The sequence below is a fragment of the Paenibacillus sp. p3-SID1389 genome, from assembly GCF_025151705.1.
Classification (GTDB): domain Bacteria; phylum Bacillota; class Bacilli; order Paenibacillales; family Paenibacillaceae; genus Fontibacillus; species Fontibacillus phoenicis.
Map to the genome: position 1 here is coordinate 25,351 of NZ_JALXVO010000004.1, position 22,391 is coordinate 47,741.

At 51.6% G+C, this 22,391-nt stretch carries 29 protein-coding genes, 1 tRNA gene, 2 pseudogenes and 1 other annotated feature; of the genes and pseudogenes, 24 read left to right on the top strand and 8 right to left on the bottom strand.

What is annotated here, in order from left to right; all coding sequences use genetic code 11:
* Positions 1-6 precede the first annotated feature (6 nt).
* The gene (coaE, locus tag M3G15_RS02800; protein ID WP_260070002.1) at positions 7-603 is read left to right on the top strand and encodes a dephospho-CoA kinase; all 597 of its coding nucleotides are present in this window, start codon (positions 7-9) and stop codon (positions 601-603) included.
* Positions 600-1,163 (top strand): lytic transglycosylase domain-containing protein, encoded by a 564-nt coding sequence (locus M3G15_RS02805; protein WP_009226764.1) that lies wholly within the window; start codon positions 600-602, stop codon positions 1,161-1,163. Before coaE ends, M3G15_RS02805 begins: the two co-directional genes overlap by 4 nt.
* Before the next feature lie 73 nt (positions 1,164-1,236).
* Here the strand turns inward: M3G15_RS02805 and M3G15_RS02810 are convergent, their stop codons facing one another.
* A complete protein-coding gene (locus M3G15_RS02810; RefSeq protein WP_009226765.1) occupies positions 1,237-1,458 on the bottom strand; it encodes an alpha/beta-type small acid-soluble spore protein in 222 nt (73 codons plus the stop codon).
* 137 nt (positions 1,459-1,595) lie between these two features.
* On the opposite strand from M3G15_RS02810, the gene nrdR reads away from it, so the two are divergent.
* From nrdR to M3G15_RS02840, 6 genes are all read left to right on the top strand, one after another.
* A complete protein-coding gene (gene nrdR / locus M3G15_RS02815) occupies positions 1,596-2,066 on the top strand; it encodes a transcriptional regulator NrdR (protein WP_009226766.1) in 471 nt (156 codons plus the stop codon).
* A gap of 180 nt (positions 2,067-2,246) precedes the next feature.
* On the top strand, positions 2,247-3,203 hold the full coding sequence (locus tag M3G15_RS02820; RefSeq protein WP_260070003.1) for a phosphate ABC transporter substrate-binding protein: 957 nt from the start codon (positions 2,247-2,249) through the stop codon (positions 3,201-3,203).
* Between the two features lie 86 nt (positions 3,204-3,289).
* Entirely contained in the window at positions 3,290-4,192 is a 903-nt protein-coding gene (gene pstC, locus M3G15_RS02825) for a phosphate ABC transporter permease subunit PstC (RefSeq protein ID WP_009226768.1), read from the top strand.
* Positions 4,189-5,076, top strand: a complete 888-nt coding sequence (gene pstA, locus M3G15_RS02830; protein WP_260070004.1) for a phosphate ABC transporter permease PstA — start codon at positions 4,189-4,191, stop codon at positions 5,074-5,076. The genes pstC and pstA overlap by 4 nt, the downstream gene beginning before the upstream one ends.
* Positions 5,077-5,090: 14 nt before the next feature.
* On the top strand, positions 5,091-5,849 hold the full coding sequence (gene pstB / locus M3G15_RS02835; RefSeq protein ID WP_009226770.1) for a phosphate ABC transporter ATP-binding protein PstB: 759 nt from the start codon (positions 5,091-5,093) through the stop codon (positions 5,847-5,849).
* Positions 5,850-6,015: 166 nt separating this feature from the next.
* Positions 6,016-6,639 (top strand): DedA family protein, encoded by a 624-nt coding sequence (locus M3G15_RS02840; RefSeq protein WP_036646478.1) that lies wholly within the window; start codon positions 6,016-6,018, stop codon positions 6,637-6,639.
* Positions 6,640-6,677: 38 nt separating this feature from the next.
* Here M3G15_RS02840 and M3G15_RS02845 read toward each other — a convergent pair whose 3' ends face one another.
* Complete coding sequence (locus M3G15_RS02845; RefSeq protein ID WP_260070069.1) at positions 6,678-6,920, bottom strand: hypothetical protein; 243 nt, start codon at positions 6,918-6,920, stop codon at positions 6,678-6,680.
* Positions 6,921-7,124: 204 nt separating this feature from the next.
* Here M3G15_RS02845 and M3G15_RS02850 point away from each other — a divergent pair, with 204 nt between their 5' ends.
* The 3 genes from M3G15_RS02850 to M3G15_RS02860 are packed head-to-tail and all read left to right on the top strand — an operon-like array spanning position 7,125 to position 7,606.
* On the top strand, positions 7,125-7,244 hold the full coding sequence (locus M3G15_RS02850; RefSeq protein WP_198136240.1) for a sporulation protein YjcZ: 120 nt from the start codon (positions 7,125-7,127) through the stop codon (positions 7,242-7,244).
* Between the two features lie 52 nt (positions 7,245-7,296).
* On the top strand, positions 7,297-7,443 hold the full coding sequence (locus M3G15_RS02855) for a hypothetical protein (protein ID WP_260070005.1): 147 nt from the start codon (positions 7,297-7,299) through the stop codon (positions 7,441-7,443).
* Between the two features lie 37 nt (positions 7,444-7,480).
* Positions 7,481-7,606, top strand: a complete 126-nt coding sequence (locus M3G15_RS02860; RefSeq protein WP_232282365.1) for a DinB family protein — start codon at positions 7,481-7,483, stop codon at positions 7,604-7,606.
* A 160-nt stretch (positions 7,607-7,766) separates the two neighbouring features.
* On the opposite strand, the gene M3G15_RS02865 is transcribed toward M3G15_RS02860, so the two are convergent.
* From M3G15_RS02865 to M3G15_RS02875, 3 genes are read right to left on the bottom strand one after another with little or no spacing between them, the layout of a single operon-like run.
* Positions 7,767-8,600, bottom strand: a complete 834-nt coding sequence (locus M3G15_RS02865) for a carbohydrate ABC transporter permease (protein WP_009226775.1) — start codon at positions 8,598-8,600, stop codon at positions 7,767-7,769.
* A gap of 23 nt (positions 8,601-8,623) precedes the next feature.
* Positions 8,624-9,511: a carbohydrate ABC transporter permease gene (locus M3G15_RS02870; RefSeq protein ID WP_009226776.1), complete on the bottom strand. Its 888-nt coding sequence runs from the start codon at positions 9,509-9,511 to the stop codon at positions 8,624-8,626.
* A 49-nt stretch (positions 9,512-9,560) separates the two neighbouring features.
* Entirely contained in the window at positions 9,561-10,931 is a 1,371-nt protein-coding gene (locus tag M3G15_RS02875; RefSeq protein WP_397376580.1) for an ABC transporter substrate-binding protein, read from the bottom strand.
* Between the two features lie 252 nt (positions 10,932-11,183).
* Here M3G15_RS02875 and M3G15_RS02880 point away from each other — a divergent pair, with 252 nt between their 5' ends.
* The 5 genes and pseudogenes from M3G15_RS02880 to M3G15_RS02900 all read left to right on the top strand — a co-directional run bounded on the left by M3G15_RS02880 (position 11,184) and on the right by M3G15_RS02900 (position 12,958).
* Positions 11,184-11,381 (top strand): hypothetical protein, encoded by a 198-nt coding sequence (locus M3G15_RS02880; RefSeq protein ID WP_009226778.1) that lies wholly within the window; start codon positions 11,184-11,186, stop codon positions 11,379-11,381.
* A gap of 127 nt (positions 11,382-11,508) precedes the next feature.
* Positions 11,509-12,039, top strand: a pseudogene (locus M3G15_RS02885) (ATP-binding cassette domain-containing protein).
* Positions 12,040-12,045: 6 nt separating this feature from the next.
* Positions 12,046-12,228: a hypothetical protein gene (locus M3G15_RS02890; protein ID WP_260070007.1), complete on the top strand. Its 183-nt coding sequence runs from the start codon at positions 12,046-12,048 to the stop codon at positions 12,226-12,228.
* Positions 12,225-12,725: a hypothetical protein gene (locus M3G15_RS02895; protein ID WP_260070008.1), complete on the top strand. Its 501-nt coding sequence runs from the start codon at positions 12,225-12,227 to the stop codon at positions 12,723-12,725. Before M3G15_RS02890 ends, M3G15_RS02895 begins: the two co-directional genes overlap by 4 nt.
* The gene (locus M3G15_RS02900) at positions 12,701-12,958 is read left to right on the top strand and encodes a hypothetical protein (protein WP_050769827.1); all 258 of its coding nucleotides are present in this window, start codon (positions 12,701-12,703) and stop codon (positions 12,956-12,958) included. The genes M3G15_RS02895 and M3G15_RS02900 overlap by 25 nt, the downstream gene beginning before the upstream one ends.
* 95 nt (positions 12,959-13,053) lie before the next feature.
* Here M3G15_RS02900 and M3G15_RS02905 read toward each other — a convergent pair whose 3' ends face one another.
* Positions 13,054-14,919, bottom strand: coding sequence for an arginine--tRNA ligase (locus M3G15_RS02905; protein ID WP_036646481.1), 1,866 nt, complete (start codon positions 14,917-14,919; stop codon positions 13,054-13,056).
* A 43-nt stretch (positions 14,920-14,962) separates the two neighbouring features.
* Positions 14,963-15,184 (bottom strand) — a binding site (T-box leader).
* On the opposite strand from M3G15_RS02905, the pseudogene M3G15_RS02910 reads away from it, so the two are divergent.
* The 4 genes and pseudogenes from M3G15_RS02910 to M3G15_RS02925 all read left to right on the top strand — a co-directional run bounded on the left by M3G15_RS02910 (position 15,179) and on the right by M3G15_RS02925 (position 19,178).
* Positions 15,179-16,502, top strand: a pseudogene (locus tag M3G15_RS02910) (spore germination protein). (Overlaps the previous feature by 6 nt.)
* A 20-nt stretch (positions 16,503-16,522) precedes the next feature.
* Positions 16,523-16,846 carry a Ger(x)C family spore germination protein gene (locus M3G15_RS02915; protein ID WP_260070009.1) on the top strand — a complete coding sequence of 108 codons (324 nt, stop codon included), beginning with the start codon at positions 16,523-16,525 and terminating at the stop codon, positions 16,844-16,846.
* A 208-nt stretch (positions 16,847-17,054) separates the two neighbouring features.
* The gene (locus M3G15_RS02920) at positions 17,055-17,708 is read left to right on the top strand and encodes a transcriptional regulator (protein WP_036646488.1); all 654 of its coding nucleotides are present in this window, start codon (positions 17,055-17,057) and stop codon (positions 17,706-17,708) included.
* Between the two features lie 543 nt (positions 17,709-18,251).
* Entirely contained in the window at positions 18,252-19,178 is a 927-nt protein-coding gene (locus M3G15_RS02925; protein WP_050769828.1) for a VOC family protein, read from the top strand.
* Between the two features lie 156 nt (positions 19,179-19,334).
* Here M3G15_RS02925 and M3G15_RS02930 read toward each other — a convergent pair.
* Positions 19,335-19,410: transfer RNA gene (locus M3G15_RS02930), tRNA-Ala, on the bottom strand.
* A gap of 132 nt (positions 19,411-19,542) precedes the next feature.
* Positions 19,543-19,851: a hypothetical protein gene (locus M3G15_RS02935; RefSeq protein ID WP_260070010.1), complete on the bottom strand. Its 309-nt coding sequence runs from the start codon at positions 19,849-19,851 to the stop codon at positions 19,543-19,545.
* Positions 19,852-20,016: 165 nt separating this feature from the next.
* On the opposite strand from M3G15_RS02935, the gene M3G15_RS02940 reads away from it, so the two are divergent.
* From M3G15_RS02940 to racE, 4 genes are all read left to right on the top strand, one after another.
* Positions 20,017-20,304, top strand: coding sequence for a Dabb family protein (locus M3G15_RS02940; RefSeq protein ID WP_016312801.1), 288 nt, complete (start codon positions 20,017-20,019; stop codon positions 20,302-20,304).
* A gap of 24 nt (positions 20,305-20,328) precedes the next feature.
* On the top strand, positions 20,329-20,748 hold the full coding sequence (locus M3G15_RS02945; protein WP_016312800.1) for a DUF86 domain-containing protein: 420 nt from the start codon (positions 20,329-20,331) through the stop codon (positions 20,746-20,748).
* Between the two features lie 118 nt (positions 20,749-20,866).
* Positions 20,867-21,307, top strand: a complete 441-nt coding sequence (locus M3G15_RS02950) for a YtxH domain-containing protein (protein WP_016312799.1) — start codon at positions 20,867-20,869, stop codon at positions 21,305-21,307.
* A 178-nt stretch (positions 21,308-21,485) separates the two neighbouring features.
* On the top strand, positions 21,486-22,304 hold the full coding sequence (gene racE / locus M3G15_RS02955) for a glutamate racemase (protein WP_016312798.1): 819 nt from the start codon (positions 21,486-21,488) through the stop codon (positions 22,302-22,304).
* Positions 22,305-22,391 lie beyond the last annotated feature (87 nt).

The following is a 22,391-nucleotide window of genomic DNA, read 5'->3' on the forward strand; positions in this document are numbered from 1 at the left end:
AGGGTTATGAACATCGGACTGACCGGAGGCATTGCGACCGGGAAAAGCACGGTTTCCCGATTGTTGGCCGAGCGTGGGGCCGCCATCATCGATGCGGATGTGATCGCCAGGGAGATTATGGAGCCGGGCCATCCGGTATTGGCCGCCGTTAGCGAACGATTTGGCCCGGGCGTGCTGCACCCCGATGGAACGCTGAATCGCAAGAAGCTAGGCGAGATCGTCTTCTCGAATCCGGAGGAGCGTAAGGCGCTGGAGGCACTAACGCATCCGGCGATCCGCGCTGAAATGAAGCGGCGCATGGAAGAGCTGGAAGCAGCGGATCCTCACAGATTGGTGGTGGCGGATATCCCGCTGCTTTATGAATCGGGTCTTGATCCGTTATACGATCAAATTATGGTTGTCTACGTCCCCCGCGAGGTACAGTTAACCCGGTTGATGTTGAGGGACGGGTTATCGAAGGAGGCGGCCGAGCAGCGGATCAGCGCCCAGATGGATATCGAAATCAAGAAAGAGAGGGCGGATATTTTGATTGATAACAGCGGTGGACTTGAGGAAACGAAGCGGCAGATAGATGACTTTTGGCGGGATCAGGGACTACGATGAGGTGGCTTCGCAAAAAAAGAGTCTTGCTTCTGTTGTTTATCGGTTTCATCATCCTCATCTTTTTTAATTCGGCATGGCTTTCGTTGTTTTACCCGATTTATTATAAAGAAGAAATCCGGCGGCATGCCAAGAACAACGGCCTGGATCCGTTTATTGTTGCAGCGATCATTAAGGTGGAGACGAACTACAAATCGGGCGTGGAGTCCCGGAAAGGCGCGCTCGGAATTATGCAGATCATGCCCGATACGGCGGAGTGGGTGATTTCCAAAGCGAAGTTGCCCAATACAACGCTGGAAGACATCCGCAACGAGACGGAAACGAATATCCAGATCGGCACCTGGTATCTGAGATCGCTCTCCCAGCAATTTGACGGTAACACCATCGCCATGATCGCAGCGTATAATGCCGGACCAACCAATGTGAAAAATTGGCTGAAGAGCGGGCGATGGGACGGACGACTGGAGACGGTGCAAAATATTCCGTTTGGCGAGACCCGGCATTACGTCCAGCGGGTATCCCACTATTACAAACAATATTTAAAGATATATGATGATTTTTAAGGGGGCCTAAGGTTATAACAAAAGAAAGCATTGACCGACCTTACGCCAGCCAATGCTCTCTTCAGTTGATCGGTTATTTGAATTGACCTGCCAGCTGTTGTTCAGCCAGGGTCACCAGACGTTTCGTGATGAAACCACCGATCGAACCGTTTTCGTAAGAAGTCAGGTTACCAGCATATCCGTCTTGTGGGAAAGAGATGCCAAGCTCCTGAGCGATTTCATATTTCATTTGATCCAAAGCTCCGGATGCTTGTCTAACCACCAGGTTGTTCGAAGAGTTATTATTTTGGGCCATGATTTGTTCACCTCCTTGTGGTTGGTAACAGTATTATGTGCTGGACTAGGAATTTCAATCACATGAATTTGCAGTAATTTATTGCCATCCGGTGAGACAGGCCGTGATGACGTCATTTAGAGGGGAGGTGTTCTAGTTTGAAATGTCCTTATTGCGACTATTTAGGCACCAAAGTGCTTGATTCGAGACCGGCGAACGAGAACCGTTCGATCCGCCGCCGGCGTGAATGCGAGAAATGCAACCGGCGGTTTACAACGTTTGAAATGGTGGAAGAAGTGCCGTTGATTGTGATCAAAAAGGATGGAAGCCGCGAGGAATTCAGCCGGGAGAAAATGCTGCGAGGTCTGATTCGAGCCTGCGAGAAACGTCCGGTTTCCGTCGAACAGCTGGAATCCATCGTATCCGAAGTGGAACGTTCCTTGCGCCACTCGGCGAACGCCGAGGTAGAGAGCCGGCAAATCGGCGAATTGGTGATGGAGCAGCTCTATCCGGTGGACGAGGTTGCATATGTACGGTTTGCTTCGGTTTATCGTCAATTTAAAGATATCAACATGTTTATGAAAGAACTCAAAGGCCTGCTGTCCAAAAATACAGGGGTCACGGAATAGTTCACTTCTCAAGCACTCTTCGCCGGCCGGCGCGGGAGTGTTTTTTTATTTTTTGCATAGAATAAACCTAAAGACTAAGGTGCCCTCTTATTTTACACAAAGTTTACAAAACGAGAACACAGCATTGATCTTCGCTTTCTATAATCAAACTGTAAATCAATTAAGGGGGAAACCTAAACAATGAAAAAGAGTATGTTATTGATTTTGACTTTGGTGCTGAGCTTCGCGCTGGCAGCATGCGGTCAAAACAACGCGGCACCAAACAACACGGCCGGCACCAACGGAAGCACTGCGGATGAAGCATCCGCGAGCAACGGGGGTAATGCAGCGACATCGGAACTTTCCGGGTCGATCTTGGCTGTAGGTTCCTCGGCTTTACAACCTTTGGTAGACCAAGTTTCGAAAAAATTCATGGATCAGAATCCGAATGTTTCTATACAAGTTCAAGGCGGCGGAAGCGGCACCGGGTTGACGCAGGTTTCCGGAGGCCAAGCGGACATCGGGAACTCCGACGTCTTCGCAGAAGAGAAGCTGGATGCGGCTCAAGCTGGTGAACTGGTTGACCACCAAGTTGCTGTCGTCGCGATGGCAGCTGTCGTTAACCCGGACATCACTGTCGACAATTTGACAAAAGACCAACTGGTCCAAATTTTCACGGGTAAAATCACAAATTGGAAAGATCTTGGCGGTCCGGACCAAGCGATTCAAATCGTAAACCGTCCGTCGAGCTCCGGGACTCGCGCCACATTTGAGAAATACGCGTTGGGTACGAAAACGGAGGACCTGCAAGGTTCGATCCAAGAAGATTCCTCCGGTACGGTAAAGAAACTGGTTGGCGAAACGCCGGGGGCGATCGGATATCTGGCCTTGTCCTACCTTGACGATACGGTCAAAGCTGTGAAGTACGAAGGCGTGGACGCAACGGAAGAAAACGTAGCAAACGGAACTTATCCGGTATGGGCTTATGAGCACATGTATACGAAAGGCGAGCCAAACGAAGTCGTGAAAGCCTTCTTGGACTACATGGTTTCCTCGGATGTTCAAGGCGACAACGGCGACGTAGTAGAGCTTGGCTATATTCCGATCAGCAAAATGCAAGTGGAACGCGATGTTGACGGCAACATCACGAAGAAATAACCAGCAGATTCGATAACATCATATCAGTGCGGCAAGAGGCGGACGGTTCTGCCTCTTTCTGTGCTGTTCTTAAAGGGAGAGGTTTCATGGCTCAGTCCGGCGGAAGAAAAAAAATACAACCGCATATCGTCGAGGAATGGACCGGCAAAATTTACGCTTCATTTTGTATCGTATTGCTGGTGGTTACGATCTTCTCGATGGTTTATTACGTAGCAACCAAGGGGTTAAGCACTTTTGTTCAAGACGGAATCTCACTAGGTGAAATTTTCGGCAGCACGAGCTGGAAGCCGGATGGGGAGCCGCCGATGTTTGGCGCCCTGCCGTTTATCTTGGGCTCGTTCAGCACTTCGATTCTGGCGGCGCTGATCGCAGCACCGCTTGGCATTTGCGCAGCATTGTTTATGGTTGAAATTATGCCGAAGTTCGGCAAGAAGTATTTGCAGCCGGTCATCGAGCTGCTGGCCGGGATACCTTCGGTCGTGTATGGTTTTGTGGGGCTTAGTATCATCGTACCTTTTTACAGGGATATTTTTCCGGGACAAGGTCTGGGGATCTTGGCGGGAGCGACCGTACTGTCGATCATGATATTGCCGACGATCACGTCGATCGCCACCGACGCCCTGTCTGCCCTGCCTCCCGGCTTGAAAGAAGGTTCCTACGCCCTTGGCGCTACGCGCTGGCAAACCTTGTCACGGACCGTATTGCCGACGACCTTACCGTCCTTGCTGACCGGGGTTGTACTCGGCATGGCTCGGGCTTTCGGGGAAGCCCTGGCGGTGCAGATGGTTATCGGGAACGCGCCGCATATCCCGCGCTCGCTCTTTGAATCCACCTCGACCTTGACCAGCGTCATTACGCTGAGCATGGGGAATACGGTCATGGGCACGACGCAGAATAACGTCCTCTGGACGCTGGCACTAATCTTGATGCTGATGACGTTTGTATTCGTCTTTATCGTGCGTTGGCTGGAAAGGAGAGCAAAACGATGAGCGCCAAAACCGTCGACAAAATCGCAACAGTTGTTATTATCGCTTTAGCTGGCTTAATTGTCTTGATTATGGCGGGGTTACTCGGCTTTATTTTAGTCCGGGGGCTGGGTCATATCAGTTTCGATTTTCTCACGTCACCTCCTGAAACGATTAAGGCAGGTGGCGGGATCGGCCCGCAATTGTTTAATTCCTTGTTCCTCTTGGTCTTGACCATGATCATCACGATTCCGCTCGGTATCGGCGCGGGGGTCTATATGAGCGAATACGCTAAACCGGGGAAAATCACCGATTTTATCCGTTTGATCGTTGAGGTATTGTCCTCTTTTCCATCGATTGTCGTGGGTTTGTTTGGTTTGCTCGTGATCGTGAACCTGTTTGGCTTTGGCTTCTCCCTGTTCTCAGGGGCGTTAGCTTTGACGATCTTTAACCTGCCGCTGATGGTGCGGATTACCGAGCAAGGGTTAGCCAGCGTGCCGCAGGCGCAAAAGGAAGCCAGCTTGGCGCTGGGCTTGTCCAAATGGAAAACGATCCAATCGGTGATGCTGCCGATCGCCATGCCGGTGATTCTGACCGGAACGATCCTGGCGGCGGGCCGCGTGTTCGGCGAAGCAGCTGCCCTGTTGTTTACGGCCGGGATGAGCAGTCCGCGGCTCGACTTTAGCAACTGGAATCCGTTGAGCCCTACGTCCCCGCTGAATCCGTTCCGTCCGGCGGAGACGCTGGCGGTTCATATCTGGAAGATCAATTCCGAAGGCTTGGCGCCGGATGCGCCTGAAATTGCCGCCGGTGCATCGGCCGTCCTGATTTTGACCGTGCTGGTGTTTAACTTGCTGGCTCGCTGGCTCGGACGCGTGATGCTCAAGAAATTTACGGCGACGAAATAGGAGGGCGAAGCCAAGTGTCAAATATTGAACTATCTACGAAAAACTTAAGCGTCTATTACGGAGAGAAACAAGCCGTTAAAAATATATCGCTCGATTTCGCTTCCCGGCAGGTAACCGCCTTGATTGGCCCTTCGGGCTGCGGCAAGTCTACATTCCTGCGCAGCCTGAACCGGATGAACGATTTGATCCGCGGGGCGAAGATCACGGGGGAAATCTGGATCGGGGACGACAATATCAATGATCCGAAGACCGATGTCGTGCTGCTGCGCCAAAAGATCGGCATGGTATGGCAGCGGCCAAACCCGTTCCATAAGTCCATCTATGAAAATATCGCTTTTGGACCGCGTTACCACGGGATTCGGGACAAGAAGAAGCTGGATCAGATCGTTGAGGAATCGCTCACCAAAGCGGCCCTTTGGGACGAAACGAAGGACCGACTGCACAGCTCCGCCTTGGCCCTGTCCGGCGGCCAGCAGCAAAGACTGTGCATCGCCCGATCGATTGCGGTCAATCCAAGCATCATCCTGATGGATGAACCGGCCTCGGCCCTGGACCCGGTATCCAGTGCCAAAATTGAAGAGCTGATCGCCGAGCTGAAGCAGGAATACTGCATTATCATCGTCACGCACAATATGCATCAGGCGGCTCGGGTGTCGGAAAAAACGGCGTTCTTCCTCATGGGGGAGCTGGTTGAGTACGGCGATACGAGTAAAATCTTTACCAATCCGTCCGAGAAACGTACAGACGATTATATCAGCGGCCGGTTCGGATAAGATACGTCTCTCCTTTTGCCACCTAGGAACAGGGCTGGACCCGGGGCGGGGAACCGCCCCGTTCGCGGTCCCTTTTAGATTGGAAAATCTCCGTATATACTGATAACATAAAGAGTGGACTGATTGGCGTGGGCAGCGCCTGCAATGGCTAAAGGAGATTTGGATAATGGACGTATTGGATTGGATTGAAAGGATGTTTGAGCATTACGGCTATTTTGTTCTGCTGCTCGGACTTCCCATCGACTTTATCGCGCTGCCGCTGCCTCCGGGTCAAACGACTCTGACCTATACGGGATATTTGGCATATAAAGGCGTGCTAGGTTTCCTGCCGGCACTCTTCGCTGGATATGCTGGGGCGGTGATCGGGGTGACGATTACCTATTTCGTCGGACATCGGGTCGGTGTGCCGTTGATCGAACGCTATGGCAAGTGGATTATGGTCAAGCCCTCACATTTGGACAAAACGAGGCGGGTCTACGAGAAATACGGCAATAGAATGCTGCTTATCAGTTTCTTTGTGCCGGGTGTAAGGCAGTTTTTTGGTTACTTTGTTGGCATTATGCGCATTCCTTTTCGAACCTTTGCCTTGTATGCTTACACAGGAGCAGCGCTCTGGGTGACTGTTTTTGTAAGCATCGGATTGGTGTTTGGCGAACAGTGGCAAGTTGCCATCGACCTGGTGGAGAAATATTTAAAGTTTTTCTTTATTGGGCTGGGCGCGCTGCTGTTGGTGCTCGTGTATTTGAAATGGCGGCGATGGAGGCTGAAGGTAGCCAAGTTGTCCCGGTAATACCTCAAAGGCGCTGGAGCTGGCTCCGGCGCCTTTATTTATTTCCGCTTTTTATTTTTATTTTCGGGTTTGCTTTGGTGCAAGATGAACTCGTCAAGCAGCGTCTCCTCAGTATCACCGCCGTTCTGCCCCTTTTCCTCCTTCAGCTTCAACAGGGAGAGCAAATCGAAAAGATCCCCAAGCACGGTGAACCCGGCACCGATAATGGCCAAGTCGTCCGAGGATAGGTCATTTTCTTGGATTCTTTGGTATTGACGCCTCTTTTTTCCTCCCAAGAACACCACCTGCTTTTAAATCTACTTGTTTCATCTTATGCAAATGGCTATTGGCTTGACTAGGCGTGAGCTAGGCTAGAGCCGCCGTCTCATATTCAGCATGGGTACCTGGTGAACGTATACCCATTTTTGCCTCTCTCCGCGAATGTCCCGATCGTTCGCTAACGAACTGTAATATGATGTTCTATATTTAAAAAGGAGGGAAAATCAATGTCGGGATATGAAAATGGCGTAGGTGGCGTAGGTTATGGTGGTTTCTGGACTTCCACAGGGACGATTCTGGTTCTCTTCATCCTGCTGGTCATTGTTTCCAAAGCGTTTATCTTTTAATTGAATAGTACCTCATGCAAAGGCCCTGCTGCAGCAGGGCCTTTGTTCATTTTTGCATTTGTTAGACAATTGCTCTAAAGCCCCGGCAGCGGCGCAAATCGCAGAGGAGTACCAGCGGATCAGCGGGGCACTCATCGAGGCGATCCGCACGCAATGGACGGACGAGCAGCTCCTGAACACAACGGAGATCGCAAGGTGAACCCTGGTCAAACGGGGCATCGCTCCGGTTTACGCTGATGCATCAGGCGCATCATCGGGGACAAATGACGGTATTGATGCGTCAGGCGGGACTGCGAGTTCCTGATATTTACGGGCCAACCTACGAATCGTGGATCGAGCCAGGGATGGAGCCCCTCGCCTAAACTGGGCCAGGCGGTCACAAAAGTAGCAACTATTTCCAGTTATTGCCGGAATCTCTGGAGGACGCCTCCTTGCATACCTATGTGCCTTACTACTTGCTTCCGTATGGGAAAGCTCTAACGATTGTGGAGCCGGATGTCCTGATCGGACGAATGGTGGAAGTCACCCCTTCGTTCCCCCTTGTAAACCAAACCCCTTGGACATAAACCGCTGGGACAAGATGTACAGCACGATGGACGGGATCGCATACAGGATGGAGAAGGCCGCAAGATTGCCGTATTCAATCATCCCGTATTGACCAAAGTACTGGTATAACTTCAGGGAAGCGGGGAAGTTCTCCGGATTTTGCAGCAAAATGTACGGGACAAAGAAGTTCCCCCAGCTGCCCGAGAAGGTGAAGATGGCCACCGTGCAAATGCCCGGCACCATCAGCGGCGCTACGACTCTGCGAATCCCCGTAAATACCGAGGCCCCGTCGACCCATGCCGCTTCCTCCAGATCCAGAGGGACGGAATCCATGAAGTTCTTTAGCATCCAAATGCCGTAGGGCATGGATGAAGCTACATAGAACAGGATAACGCCAAAGATTTGGTCATACAGCTTCAAACTTAGAAACAGCTGGTAGACCGGGACCATCACCGCCGTAATCGGCAAGGAAGTCATAAACAGGATGGTCAACATAAACGGCTTCTTGTATTTCATTTGATAACGGGACAACGGATAGGCGGCTAACAGTGCCAAGAGGACGACGAGCAGCGCCTGCCCCAGCGACATGATCAAACCGATCAGGAAAGCGCGCTGGTTCTCGCGGCTGGTGATCACGTTGATATAATTATCCGCCGTGATCCGCTGCGGCATTTTCAGCGTCTGCATGGCATTGGGATCAACCGAAGCAACCATCACCCAAAGCAAGGGTAAGACGAAGCAGATGCCGATGATCGTGAGGATCGTATAGGGCAAGATCCGGTAGATGAGTTTCCGTTGTTTTGCGTTCATAAGGAGTTCTCCTTGCTCTTGGACTATTTCAACGAGCGGGTATAGAACAGGCTAAGCACGATTCCGATGAGCAGAAGCAGCAAGGAGATCGCGGTTCCGTACCCCAGTTGATAGTTCACGAAGGCTTGGTTGTACATGAAGATCGGCAGTGTGGTCGTAGACGTTCCCGGGCCTCCGCCGGTCATGGCATAAATCAAACCGAACACGCCCAACGTCTGTAACGTGACCAGCATCATGTTGGTCATAAACGAATCTTTGATATAAGGGATGATGATCCGAATCAGTACCTGCCATTTCGAAGCTCCGTCGACCACCGCCGCTTCTTCCACCTCGCTGGGCACGTCGTCGAGAGCCGCTTGAAAGACGAGCATCGAGAAGGCGGTGCCGTGCCAGATGTTCGCGAGGATGATCGTCAGCATCGGAACGGTATACAGCCAGGTGACTGCCGGAATCCCCAATGAGGTGATGATCGAGTTAAGCGTCCCCTCGTCGCCGAAGAAGCTGTACAAGCACAACGCACAGACGATTTCCGGGGTTACCCAGCCGGCGAGGACGATCGTGCCGATCACCCGCCGGAACGTCCGGTTTCTGCGCTTCATCAGCAGGGCGATGAATAGGCCGAGCAGCTGCTGGCCAATCACCGCGGAGCCAAACAGGAAGACCAGCGTGTTCCAAATGCTGATCTTGACCGTCGGGTCCTTGAACATGTGAAGGTAGTTGTCAAACCCAACGAATTTTAACTCTCTTGCCGATTCCCCCGTTAAAGCCAGGTTCGTAAATGAATAGAAGAAAGTAAGGAAGACCGGAGTGATAAAAAACACCAGCATTATCACAATCGAAGGGAGCAAGAAGTACAGCCACGTGTACGTATTTCGTTTTCTGGAATATCCTTCAGCCGTCATGCTGCTCATGGTTCGTTCTCCTTCCGGAAGGCATTGCTTTGCCGCTTGTTATGATTGGTCATTTTCTTATGACAGCGTCCTCGCCTACGATGCGGGTGACGTCTTGGGCGTATTTTTGAGCTGCCTCTGCGGGGGAGGTGCCTGTGGCGACGGATTCAACCATCGTCTGAATTTGCGTCGATACTTCCGGGTACTTATCCTGAGCAGGCCGGAACTCGGCGTTCTGCAGATATTCCGTAGCGATTTCGTTAAACGGCATTTGCGTGTATTCCGGATCTTTGGCGACGTCGGCTCGCACAGTAATATTCCCTGAGGAGGTGACGAGCTTCTTGCTGTTCTCTTTGTTTAATGCGTATTTGATAAACTCCCAGGCTTCGTCTTTATGCTTGGCGTTGCTCGGAATGGACAGCGCCCAACCACCGGCAAGGGTAATGGTCCCCGGTGCCTGACCTTGGCTCGTCGGCATCGGAGCAAAGCCCAGCACATCCTTGTATTCCGGCCATGGGGAAGCACCGGTTTCCAGATAGTTGCCGGTAATCCAGGAGCCGTCGAGGGAGATGGCCAACTTGCCTTGAGGCAAATATTCACGGGAAGCGGTGTTACCGGCCTGCCCGTTCAGAACCTTGGAGAGCGGCGGTCCGAGCTTTTCCTTGTTTACGGTTTCAATAAACCCTAATGCGTCCAAGATACCTTGGCTTTCGATGATCCATTTTCCGCTTGCATCGTCATACAGTCGTTCGCCGGTACCGTAAAGGAGCATTTCGTACGTCTGCATGGAGGTGGCTTCCCCAGTCGCCTTGCCCATGTTCATCCAGATCGGGACGATGTCCGGGGCTTTTTCCTTAATCGTGCGAGCCGCATCAAGCACTTCCTCCCAGTTCTTCGGCGTCCACTCTTCGGGAAGGCCGACCTGCTTAAAGATCTCTTTGTTGTACCAAAAGCCACGGGAATCCGTGTTGTACGGTACGCCATACACTTTGCCGTCGCTGGCGGTAACGCCTTTCTTCATCGCCTCGATAAACGAGCCGTTCGACCAATCCTCCCAGTCCTTCAGCCGCTCATCCAGTGGTTCCAGATAACCGGCGCTGGCGTCCGAATTGAGGATGAATGTGTCCTCCGTCACGATATCCGGAGCGGTGTCTTTGGATTTCAGAGACAAGGCGACTTTCGCAAAATAGTCCCCTTCAGAGGCTTGAATCGGTGCTGGTTTAATCTCGACATCCTTGTTCGGGTAAGCGGCAGCGATCTCTGTCAACCAACGGTACAACGTGCCTTTTTCTCCGGCTCCGTCATCCCGATAGGTCACCGTAATCGTCGTTTTTCCGGAACTGTCCGACTTGTCGCCCGACCCGGAACACCCGGCTAGCAGCGCCCCGCCTAAAGCCGTACACAACAACACGGAAGCGATGGCCCAACTTCTTTTTTTCATAAATACCATGCTGTGATCCCTCCCTGGTAAGTAGTCTTATTCGGGTTTTGCGCTCAACCCGATGGTTTAACGCATTAAAAAAATACTGTGTACATCCCTTCCAGTAAAACATACTTGCCGAAGGAGCAATTTATTCAAAAAAACTCCACGAATAAATATTGACCGAATCGGTTTACGGAAGTATGCGAAATACGATCACACGGTGACGGATTTCTTCGAGCGAATCAAACAAGCCGCGAACATCAGGTCGCGATGATCGATAAGCATCCGGCGTTACTGTCTTTCTTGACCAGCGTTTATTTTGAAACGAATGAGGAGGTTCATCCGGAAATTAAGGCGATCTTGGCCAAAGGGGAGGAGGTTCGGAACCGGATCGCTTTGACCGGCGTGGATGAATCGAAGTTTACGGAAGGCATTAATCTGAAGCTTCTCATGAACATGTTGACTTAGATGGCGGAGGGGTTCACCAACCAGATGTCCAGGGAGAACAAACTCGATATCAAGGAAATCACAAGGGGGTTCCATGGGCGTGATCGAATTAAGAAACCTCACGAAGCGATAGGGCAAGGCCAGAGGGATTACTGACGTGAACCTTCAGGTGAAGGAGGGGGAGATCTTTGGCTTTATCGGTCCCAACGGGGCGGGGAAGTCAACGACGATTCGGACGCTGCTTGGGCTCATTTATCCGACCAGCGGCCTGGATCCACTGATGCAGCAGACCTTCTTCGAGCTGATTGCGGAGGAGCACCGGAAAGGGGCGACCGTGTTTTTCTCGTCCCATATTCTGAGCGAAGTCCAGAAGATGTGCAGCCGTGTCGCCTTCATTAAGGAGGGCGGATCATCAAGCAGGAGAAGATGAGCGACTTGCAGGATAACAGCTACAAGAAAGTCAGCCTGGAAGCCAAGTCCGACATCGATCCGGCCGCCTTTAAGAAGCTGGATGGCGTCAGCAACCTTGAACTGAGGGGATCTTCGGCCAGCTTCATGTTTAAAGGCAGCCTAAACGCGTTTGCTGCAACGAATCGCTACCGTTGATTTAATCAACATCTCGATTGTGGAGCCCGATCTGGAGGAAATCTTCCTGCATTACTACGTGAAGGAGGAGTAGGCCGTCATGAATATGGTCATGCATGAGTTGAAGTCGCTGAGGAAATCGGCCTTCGTCTGGACCTTGGAGATGATCGCCTTGGCCGCCCTCTACTTATCGATTTATCCCAGCTTAGCGAGCGATGCCGAAGATTTCAAAAAGCTGCTTTGGCAGTTATCCGGAATCCGTTCAAGCGATGTTAGGCATTGATTTGGATAGGATTACCGCGGGCCAAGATCGTCAGCTCCAAGCTGCTGGCTGCGATGCTCCTCCTGATCGCGACGAATATCGTCTTCTATGCAACAGCGTTTCTCATCGCAAACGGAGTCAAAACGGAGGATTTCAGCCAAAAGCTGTTTCTGCTGATCCATATGACGTTATTTTTTGTTCAGTTGATGTTTTTGACGATTGGTATGGCGTCGTCCGTGTTTTTTGCCAAACTCCGGAGCGTCCTTCCGTTATCGCTGGGCGTGGTCATCGGATTGTATCTGATCGGCGCCTTGCTCGCAAGCGGGGAGGACAAAGAGATGATCCGCTTCATCTCGCCCTTCAAATATTTCGCACTTAAGGCCTACCTTAGAGGCTTGATCATCCGGAGCGTATGCATGTTCTTGCTAGTTGTCAGCGGAATGAGCAAGTATTCGGCTCTTTTGAAGTCACGCAGATCAGTGGATTTTTTGCCATGCTGTTTTTGTATATTGAGCTGACGGTCGCGATTCACGCGGTCCTGCTGGGAAGCTTTGCGATTTCCAAACTTACGGACTTGACAGATCAGCTAAACGCACTGAACGTGCTCTCTCCCTTCAAATACTTCAGCTATGAGCGTATCTTAAACGGAGAAGGCCTTCATGCGGGGATTGTCGCGCTATCCCTCCTCCTGGTGGCGGTGCTGGTTGTTGTCACTTATGCGGCTTATCGCAAAAGAGAACTAAACGTTTGATCGTTGCACGAGTGGCGGTTAGAACGCCCATGCAAGAGGCGCGGCCGGTTGATCCGGTCGCGCCTCTTTTTTGCTTGGCGAAACACTTGCCTTGCTTACATGCGATCCGGAGCCGGCAATCCGATGACATCCAGCGCCTCCGCGATGGTCTCCTTAAATTTCGCAGTAAGCCACAGACGGTAGGGTTGCCGCTCGGGCTCGGCTTTTAGGATCGGACAGGCGGTATAAAAATGATTAAACAAGGTGGCGAGCTCATACGCGAAATGGCAGATCGGTGTAGGAGAAAGTTCCTCACACGCAGTGCTCAGCGTATCCGGCCATGCTGCGATTTGCCTCAGCAGGGCGTGTTCGGCACGTTCCTGCGGTGCGATGTCCTCCGGCAGCGACTCCATCCGAGGGAGCCCGTCGGCTTGGGCTTTGGCTAAGATGCTGGCGGCCCGGGCATGCGCGTACATCAGATAAACGCCGGTGTTGCCGGTGGTTTCCGTGGCCTGCTGAATGTCGAATACTACTTCAGTCGGCAAGGCGAATCGCAGCAGATAATAACGGATCGCCGCTGCTGCGATCAGCCGGCTGGACAACCCTTCGGAATCGGACCGCTTGGCTTCGATTTGCGCTTCCATAAGGTCCAGCAAATCGGACACTTTGATGCCGATCCCTTGTCTGCCGGACATAGCGTACGAGGCTTTGCCGTCCGAGGTGTCGAGGCCAAGCTCCCGGGCTGCGCCAGGGCTTAGCGATACGACGCCGTAACCGACGTGGCGCAGCTTCTCCGCTTGGGCTGTGAAGCCTAACGCCTCCAGCGCTTGCTTCACCATCGCCTGCGGATACGCTTGCCTGTGGTCGATCACGTTGACGACGAGATCTGCCTTGCCGTAATCGGCGGCGACACCTTCTGCACTGGTTGTCCAGAGCCCATCTGCAAACGGTTTGTACCTGAAATCGTTCCCCAGCAAACCGAACTTCCAAAGATGATAGGCGATATCCTTGGCCGTATACGTCAAAATTCCGTTGGACCGAACGAGCACCTTATCGGCCTGATGCTCGGCTTCAGACTCCACATCTTCTGCTGCAGGTTGCTTCAGGACCCAGCAGCCCTCCAGCTTACCGGACGTTTCCTTATGGAAGAGTGCGGTCTGCTGCAACAAACGGAAGGCCGTGTCCCAGAACCCTTGCCGGACAATGTTGCTCTCCCAGACCAACAAATCATAATCAATCCCAAACGCCTTCATTTCCTCCAGATGCTCCCGCACGATACGCTCTGCCGTAAGCAAGCCAACCCAAGCCAGGTTCCCGTCTCCAGCTTCCAGCGCCTGCAGCACCTTCGTTCTCTGCTCCAACAGCGACGGTTGATCATCGTATTCCTTGTTAACCCGGGAATAGATGTCCCAACAGAAATCGCCGAATCTCACGTGGGCAGCCTGATGATCCACATTCAGCAACCCAACGACGGTGTCTGCCAACTGATTACCCAGATCGTCGATGTAATTATGCACTTCGATTTGGTATCCGGCCCTCTTGAGCAGCCGCGCCAGCGAGTCGCCGATACAGGCGTTTCTTAGATGACCGATATGAGCGGATTTGTTCGGATTGATGGAAGTATGTTCGATCACGACCTTTTCGCGAACTGCCCGCGGAAGTTGAAAATCCTTGCGGGCCCATTCGTTCCAATCCAGGCGGAAGTTCAGAAAGCCCGGCGGCGCGGTTTCGATCTGGTGGAATAGCCCCTCCATCCGGCCGGTTTGTTCCAATTCATTCTTCAGTTGTGCGGCAATATGCAGCGGTGGTTGACGCAGCGTTTTGGCCAGCTGCATCGCGATGTTGGTCGAATAATCCCCGTGTTCCGCACGGGCGGGCCGCTCGATCACAATGTCCGGGAGCTCCTCGGTGCTGTGGCCAAGCCTTGAAAGGACTTGTCGTACGGACAATTCAAGATATTTTTTCATCCAACTGCTGATCATAAAATCCACTCCTCCCTGGCAAAAAAATAAGCCTTCATCTCATCAAAGAGACGAAGGCATTACGCGCTCGCGGTACCACTCTTGTTGTTAAACTTCATGTTTAACCACTCTGAAGGATAACGGTCTTGGGCCGTGGCTGCTTACTCGACTCACGTTCAGCAACCATTCTCATGGGTCCGTTTCACTGGAAGCCCTGTACCGGTTTCCACCCTCCCGGCTCGCTTGGACTAGAACAGCCAGCTACTCTCCCAATCGTCGAATGTGGGATATTTTGTATTATTATATCCGCTTAATTTGGAATGTCAATCCTGGACTTCCCCAATATCAACCCACGAGCCCGACTTCTAGAGTAGGAGAAGAAAATTTTGGTCATACTCTTACTACTTCCATCAGAACAAAGGGGCTAGCGACATGCAACAACCGGACGAGTTTATCGAAACAACTGCAGCAAAACCTGGAAGGTCTTCGCGAGCTTCTCGGGAACAGTTCGGATGTCGTGTTCCGTCAGCTTTTGCCGGCGGACTGTACGCAACTCGCTATCGTTTACATCGAAGGACTTATCGACAATCAACTCTTGCAACAGGATGTGATTCGCCCGATTCTGAAGACCTCCTCAGACGGGGAGATGACGCCAACTCAGGTTAAGGACAAGGTCGTCAACGTCGGCGGCGTTAGCTCAGTGACCACCTATGAGGATGCGTGCAACGGATTGTTGTCTGGCGGTGCGCTGATCCTGATCGATGGGTATATGGATGGTTTGATTGTCTCAATTCCCGGGTTAGAGGAACGCGCGATTGCCGAATCGAAGGCCTATCCAAATAATCGGGGGCCTCAGGACGCATTCACGGAGGCGATAAGTACGAACACTTCCTTAGTACGTCATAGGGTGAAGGATGAAGAAGTTCTGAATCAGGATAACCAGCTTACGATTTTTCCTATGCTGTACAACACCGATCGTCCAGATACGATCGCAGCGGGCGTAATGGAAGGCCGAATTGCCATCTTTATTGACGGAACGCCATTCGTTCTCCTTGCCCCAACCTTATTCGTCGACTTTCTTCAGTCCGCCGAGGATAATTATCAGTCGTATCTTAATTCCGACGGTATTGTTATTGAGCTTAATGGCCCAACGTGAAGGGGGCCCTTTTCCAGCTTTCCTTGAAGCGTTGATCATGGAAGTCGTTTTTGAGATTTTGCGGGAAGCCGGGCTGCGGATACCGAGAACGATTGGTCAAGCTGTGTCCATCGTGGGTTCTATCGTCATAGGACAAGCGGCGGTCGAAGCGGGCATCGTCTCTACCGTTATGGTGGTTGTCGTAGCGATTACGGCCATATCCAGTTTCGCCATTCCGTTCTATTCCATGTCGATCCCGATCCGGATGCTGCGTTTCGGGTTCATGGCGATTGCTTCAACCCTGGGGATTTATGGGCTGACCGTCGCTTTTATTGTGCTTGTCGTGTATTTAAGCGGGCTCCACTCCTTTGGCGTTCCTTATTTATCGCCCGTCGCTCCCTACAAGGCACGGAAGCAATCGGATGCCATCCTCCGCTTTCCCTACCAACCTGGAGCTAAAGGACCGTAGAAATCAAGGAGATGATCCCTGTGTACCGACAGGTAAAGCGATTTGTTCTTGTCCCCATATCCCTCGCGATGATCCTGCTGCTGTCAGGTTATTGGAACCGCAATGAATTAAATGAACTTTCGATCGTGCTAGCCATGGGGATCGATAAAGCGGATGACCTTTACGAGGTCAGCTTCCAGGTCGTGAATCCAAATCAGATGTCGCGGAAGCAATCGAGCGAGCGTACGCCTACGTTCGTATTCTCGGTACATGCCGATTCCATTAGTGAAGCTGTGCGAAAAAACGGTGGGCATGTCGTCGCGGAAATTGTATATGTCCCATCTGCAAATTTTATTCCTGGATGAGGCCACGGTATTTGGTGAAGATGTCTTTGCATGGACATGCTGCGAGATGAATTCGGGCAACGACTTGCTTGAAGATATGTCTTATGATACATTATTTTTCATAATGAATGTTTCGGTATGAAGCACATACCGCTTCGATCTGACTTGCTCTTGGAGCAAGGGGGAACGGGGCGGTTTTTTTTATTGACTCGGAAAGGGAGTGTGCATGATGAGTGAGTTCGATGATGTTTACTTGGAGTGGCTGGAACGGCAGATCGACGAGGAGACCAACCCAAGAAGAAAGGAGTTTCTCAAAAAGGGATTAAGCCGGGGCACAACGGATTTTCTGCGGTACATTTGGTATCCCGCCATTGGAAACCTCAATGATCTCTATCCTGAGTATGAGGTTCGCGACTTTAATAATGGCTTCCGCTACCTCGATTTGGCCTATCGACCGGGCAACGCCAAAGGATGTATCGAGATTCAGGATTATCGAAGCCATGCTCGGGATATCGAGGCCGGGCGGTTTAAGGATTTGTGTATGAAGCAAGCTCTGCTGGCGTTAGACGATTGGTTGTTCCTACCGATTGCCTATCTATCCATTCGGGAAGACCCGGGAGTTTGCAAGCAGCTGGTCTTATCCTTTGTTGGTAAGTTCCTGTCCAACGCCGTACCTTCTAACCTTCATTGGGCCGAAGCGGAAACCCTAAGGTTTGCCAGACGACTGATGCGCCCCTTTACGCCGGCAGAGCTCGCGGATCATCTCAGTCTATCCAAGCAGCATACACGAGCAATTCTACATGCTATGCACAACCGAAAGTTGCTGGAGGTCGTAGGCGGGAGACAACGGTATCGAACGTTCCGGCTTCCGAACGCGCGTTAGGGGCAAGGCGCTCGGATGGCAGGATGTAACTGGGGCTAAGGCTAGCTCTAAATCCACTTCTGGTGCTGAGGCTGTTGCTGGTGTGAATGCTGCTGGTGCGAATGCCATTGCTGGTGCTAATGCGATTACTGGTGCTAACATAACACTAACTCTAACGCTTGTGAGCAACGCTATTAAGGCAAATTTGCTCTCGAAAAAATTCTAACGACGATGAGACACTCTATTAAGGTGAAAATCGAGAAAAATAGGGGGAAACAGAGGAATAAGCTCTGTAGTAAGCGTTAGAATCGCAAAGTGTCCTTTTTGGAGCAAATAAGATCTGTGGCAAGCGTTAGCGGTTAATCGGAGGGGATTCGCAGACCCACGGGGGTAAAAGAAAGCACCGGCAGGCACTAGGAGGTAAAGGATGCACCCGCAAGCACTAGGAGGTAAAGGATGCTCCCGCAGGCACTCAAAGTCACCTCTAGGCACTCATAGCACTCATCAGCACCCGCAGGCCAAGGGGAATAAACTATGTTAGAATGAAGAAGAATATCCTTATTCATGCAGAGGAGGAAAAAGGTGAGTACATCCATCAGCTTGCATCTATGGTTCGATAAACAGGCGAAGGAGGCCGCAGAGTTCTATTGCTCCGTATTTCCGGAATCCCGAATCACGGGGGTTACGACGCTAAACGATACCCCTTCGGGTGATTCCGAAATGGTTTCGTTTACCGTTTGGGGTTTTCCGTTTATGGCGATTTCGGCTGGACCGTACTTCAAGCTAAATCCTTCGATCTCGTGCATCGTCAATTTCGACCCTTCCAGAGACCCTAACGCCAGAGAAATGCTGAATGAAGTGTGGAACAAGCTGTCTGACGGCGGGACTGCGCTCATGCCGTTGGATCGATACCCCTTCAGCGAGTGGTATGGCTGGATTCAGGACAAGTACGGGGTTACGTGGCAGCTGATGTTAACGAATCCGGAGGGGGAGCCGCGTCCACCGATTGTTCCGTCCATGATGTTCACAGAGGATAACTGTGGCAAAGCGGAAGAAGCACGTGAATTTTATCTCTCCGTCTTCCGGAATGCGAAACCGGGCACGATCGTGAAGTATGGCCCCGGACAAGAACCGGACCGGGAAGGGGCGGTCATGTTCACCGATTTTATGCTGGAGAATACCTGGTTTGCAGCGATGGACAGTGCGCACGCTCATGGGTTCGTCTTCAACGAAGCCATTTCCTTCTTGGTGAATTGCGACACGCAGGAGGAAATTGATCATTATTGGGAAAGTCTCTCCGCCGTTCCTGAGGCCGAACAATGCGGTTGGCTCAAAGACCGGTATGGCCTCTCGTGGCAAATCACTCCGTCCGCCTTGGATGAGATGCTGACCCAGGGAACCTTGGAACAACGGAATCGAGTGACGCAGGCGTTTCTGAAGATGAAGAAGTTTGACCTCTCGGAGTTGCAACGGGCTTTTGAGGGGAAGTAAACTCTATGGCAATGGCGCGGTAATCGCTAACACGCTTTCGTACGGAGTGAGGAAAAAAACGCCCCGGGATTCCTGATCGTGAATCAGGATCCTCAGGGCGTTTTTCGCCACAGAATTAAAAAAACAGCCCCGAATGGACTGTTATATTTGTATGTATGGTGGAGCCTAGGGGGATCGAACCCCTGACCTCATCGCTGCCAGCGATGCGCTCTCCCAGCTGAGCTAAGGCCCCGTATGAGCGACTTCTTTATTGTATAAAAACGTAGTCAAGCTGTCAATATCCCTTCAGCGAAAAAAATGTGTTCCTCCTCCCATCCAGCCATCCCGGTTACCGAATGGGAGGACCACGCCGGTTTCACGCGGTTTACAATTTGATGCTCGTGATTTTGGCGACCGGGACGATCACCTGCCGACCTGACTCATCGATCATTTCCAGGGCATCGTTATGCACGGTGACCAATGTGCCTTGTATGACGGAGCCCGTCGTCTCAATAGTGATGCTGAGTCCGATCGAGGCTTTCATTTGCTGCCGGGTCGCCGAATCCGGGAAGGAGGCGGCATCAAGTGCATGCTCCAGATGCTCCACTCGGCTGGCTAGCAGCTCAAGTTCTGCTTGCAGCAGGCGAATTCGCCTTCGCAACGGTTCGTTTAGCAGAAAGCGCAGGAGGGTCATTGCGATTCACCTCTTTTCCCTCTAAATCTCGTCTCTAGTAAATGAGACAATATATCATATGAAACTAGATTGATAGAGTTTCGGGAGTGCCTTACTTTCCGGCAGATACCCTTTATGTTATGCTGAAATGAGATACGGAATCGTTAAGAAGGAGAAGGGTGAATTATGATCAAGCATATCGTATTGTTTAAATTGAAGGATGCATCTCCGGAAAATGTGGCACGTACGGTTGAGATACTGCGCGGCATGCAGGGTAAAGTAGAGCAGCTCAGAAGCCTTGAGGTGGGCACCGACGTGATCCGTTCCCCTCGTTCCTATGACATTGCGCTCATTGCTACCTTTGATTCGCTTGCGGATTTGGAAGGATATCAAGTTCATCCGGAGCACAAGAAAGTAATCGAGCATATGAGCGAAGTACGCGAGAGTCAGGTCGCAGTCGATTTCGAATTTTAGACTGGACCAAAGGAGGGAATCCCCTTGTATTATGTAAACCGGGAACAAATCGAACGCAGGCTGGACATGCTGCCAGAATTGCTGCAGGCCCTTCGTGAAGCGGCGGAGGCCAACTCCTCCCTGCTGGGGCGTTATGCAGAGGAACGAGCATTGCATCTGGCGCTGGAAATCGTAACGGACGTCGGCAGCTATTTAATCGACGGGTTTATTATGCGTGACGCCAGCAGCTATGAGGACATTGTAGACATCCTCTTGGATGAAACGGTCATCGATGCGAAACTGCACGTTACGCTCATCGAACTGGTTCGACTGCGGAAACCGTTAGTTCAGGAATATTTTGCTTGGGATCGCCAGGAGGTCGAAGGGCTAAGGGGGCGGTTGCCCGAGGCTTTGCAGGATTTTTCGGCCAATGTGCTGAAGTACCTGGAACAGGAAGGCGTCTAATCTCAGACAGACAAGCCCAATTTTTTTCCTTACAAGTGTGACCGGACAGACCCTTGCTGCTTATAATACATTATCGATATGGGCATTCGCGGAGAAAGCCAAAAAGGAGAGATGAGTCGTGAGCAAAGGAAACAAAGGTTGGATATGGGGGGCCGCCATCGGCACGGTTGCCGGTGCGGTAACGGCGTTGTTATTTGCCCCCAAAGCCGGGAAAGAGCTGCGTAAGGATATTGCCAACGGGGCTCGTCAAGTCGGAGAGAAGACGCAAGAGGTTGCCGGAAAAGTATCGGAGCAAAGTACCGTTCTTGTCGGCAAGGTGAAGGAAGCCGCTGAAGTGTTGATCAGTGAAATCCAAAGCCGTCGTTCCGACAAGATCACCGATGAAGAAGAGGTCATTGCTCAAGTCTCCGAATTTGCAGATGAAGAAGAGGAGACGGTGACCGAAGAAGAGACAGTGGCCCTTGGCGTCGTAACGGAAGAAGAAACGACGGAAGCCGTTGAAGCGACTACTGCAGCTGTGGAAGCAGCGGCAACTTCCGACAAAGAGGAAGGCCAATAATTCGAACGGCTGTCCACAGTGATCGCCCGAAAAAGACCCGCTCCCGGGTCTTTTTCCCGTTTTCTCCGCCCTTGCGGGTTTTCTTGCACTACAAATTGAGTTAAGATTTAGGTACCCTCTGTGGTGCGAAGTCATAAAGTAATGAGAAGGATTTTACACTAAACATAAAGGAAGCGGTATGTTCGTGCAGCAAGCCATCGCCATATTAGACTCGGGAGTGGGAGGCCTCACCGTCTGCAAGGAAGTGATGAGGCAGCTTCCCAGAGAGAAAATCATTTACTTCGGCGATACGGCCCGGGCTCCTTATGGCCCAAGGTCGCCCGAGGAAGTCCGCTTGTTTACCGAGCAAATCGTCGATTATTTAATCCAGTTCCATCCGAAAATGATTGTGATTGCCTGCAACACCGCCACAGCGGCTGCACTCGATTTCATCAAGGCCAAGGTGGATATCCCTGTCATTGGCGTCATTCATCCGGGTGCCCGCGCAGCAATCAGCGCGACGAAGACCGGAAAGATTGGCGTCATCGGGACGGTAGGCACGATTCGTAGCGGGGCCTATACGGTAGCGCTACGTGAGTTAAATCCGCAAATCGAAATCGTTAGCGAAGCTTGTCCTGAATTTGTTCCGTTAGTAGAGCATGGGTTGTATGAAACGAAGGAAGCGCTGCATGTGGTGGAGCGATCTCTTCGGGAGATGAAGAAGCAGCCGATGGACTGCTTAATTCTAGGCTGTACTCATTATCCGTTCTTGAAAGACCCCATTCAACGTGTCATGGGGCCAAATGTGAAGTTAATTAGTTCTGCGGATGAAACTGCCCGCGAAATCAGCACGATTCTACATCAACGGGGATGTTTGGCTCGCGGTAACGGTACTCCCGTGCATCAGTTCTTCTGCAGCGGGGAAGCCGATATGTTCCGCAAGATCGCCAGACAGTGGTTGGGTGAGCAAGTCGAGCTGAGTCCCATCGTTTGGCAGGTATCCAGTCCTGTGGTGTAACAATCAAAAAAACCTTTGGGGGAGCTTAACAACCCGCCCAAAGGTTTTTTTGAACCACGTCATAGAAACTGTCGCGCAGCACATGTG

Coding starts and splice junctions, on each gene's coding strand:
- racE (WP_016312798.1), top strand. CDS start 21,486: ATGTTCGTGCAGCAAGCCATCGCCATATTAGACTCGGGAGTGGGAGGC.
- M3G15_RS02940 (WP_016312801.1), top strand. CDS start 20,017: ATGATCAAGCATATCGTATTGTTTAAATTGAAGGATGCATCTCCGGAA.
- M3G15_RS02850 (WP_198136240.1), top strand. CDS start 7,125: ATGTCGGGATATGAAAATGGCGTAGGTGGCGTAGGTTATGGTGGTTTC.
- M3G15_RS02900 (WP_050769827.1), top strand. CDS start 12,701: ATGCTGTTTTTGTATATTGAGCTGACGGTCGCGATTCACGCGGTCCTG.
- M3G15_RS02935 (WP_260070010.1), bottom strand. CDS start 19,851: ATGACCCTCCTGCGCTTTCTGCTAAACGAACCGTTGCGAAGGCGAATT.
- M3G15_RS02890 (WP_260070007.1), top strand. CDS start 12,046: ATGAATATGGTCATGCATGAGTTGAAGTCGCTGAGGAAATCGGCCTTC.
- M3G15_RS02920 (WP_036646488.1), top strand. CDS start 17,055: ATGAGTGAGTTCGATGATGTTTACTTGGAGTGGCTGGAACGGCAGATC.
- M3G15_RS02925 (WP_050769828.1), top strand. CDS start 18,252: ATGCAGAGGAGGAAAAAGGTGAGTACATCCATCAGCTTGCATCTATGG.
- M3G15_RS02870 (WP_009226776.1), bottom strand. CDS start 9,511: ATGAGCAGCATGACGGCTGAAGGATATTCCAGAAAACGAAATACGTAC.
- M3G15_RS02820 (WP_260070003.1), top strand. CDS start 2,247: ATGAAAAAGAGTATGTTATTGATTTTGACTTTGGTGCTGAGCTTCGCG.
- pstA (WP_260070004.1), top strand. CDS start 4,189: ATGAGCGCCAAAACCGTCGACAAAATCGCAACAGTTGTTATTATCGCT.
- M3G15_RS02875 (WP_397376580.1), bottom strand. CDS start 10,931: ATGAAAAAAAGAAGTTGGGCCATCGCTTCCGTGTTGTTGTGTACGGCT.
- M3G15_RS02865 (WP_009226775.1), bottom strand. CDS start 8,600: ATGAACGCAAAACAACGGAAACTCATCTACCGGATCTTGCCCTATACG.
- coaE (WP_260070002.1), top strand. CDS start 7: ATGAACATCGGACTGACCGGAGGCATTGCGACCGGGAAAAGCACGGTT.
- M3G15_RS02905 (WP_036646481.1), bottom strand. CDS start 14,919: ATGATCAGCAGTTGGATGAAAAAATATCTTGAATTGTCCGTACGACAA.
- M3G15_RS02840 (WP_036646478.1), top strand. CDS start 6,016: ATGGACGTATTGGATTGGATTGAAAGGATGTTTGAGCATTACGGCTAT.
- M3G15_RS02805 (WP_009226764.1), top strand. CDS start 600: ATGAGGTGGCTTCGCAAAAAAAGAGTCTTGCTTCTGTTGTTTATCGGT.
- M3G15_RS02880 (WP_009226778.1), top strand. CDS start 11,184: ATGATCGATAAGCATCCGGCGTTACTGTCTTTCTTGACCAGCGTTTAT.
- pstC (WP_009226768.1), top strand. CDS start 3,290: ATGGCTCAGTCCGGCGGAAGAAAAAAAATACAACCGCATATCGTCGAG.
- M3G15_RS02810 (WP_009226765.1), bottom strand. CDS start 1,458: ATGGCCCAAAATAATAACTCTTCGAACAACCTGGTGGTTAGACAAGCA.
- M3G15_RS02860 (WP_232282365.1), top strand. CDS start 7,481: ATGCATCAGGCGCATCATCGGGGACAAATGACGGTATTGATGCGTCAG.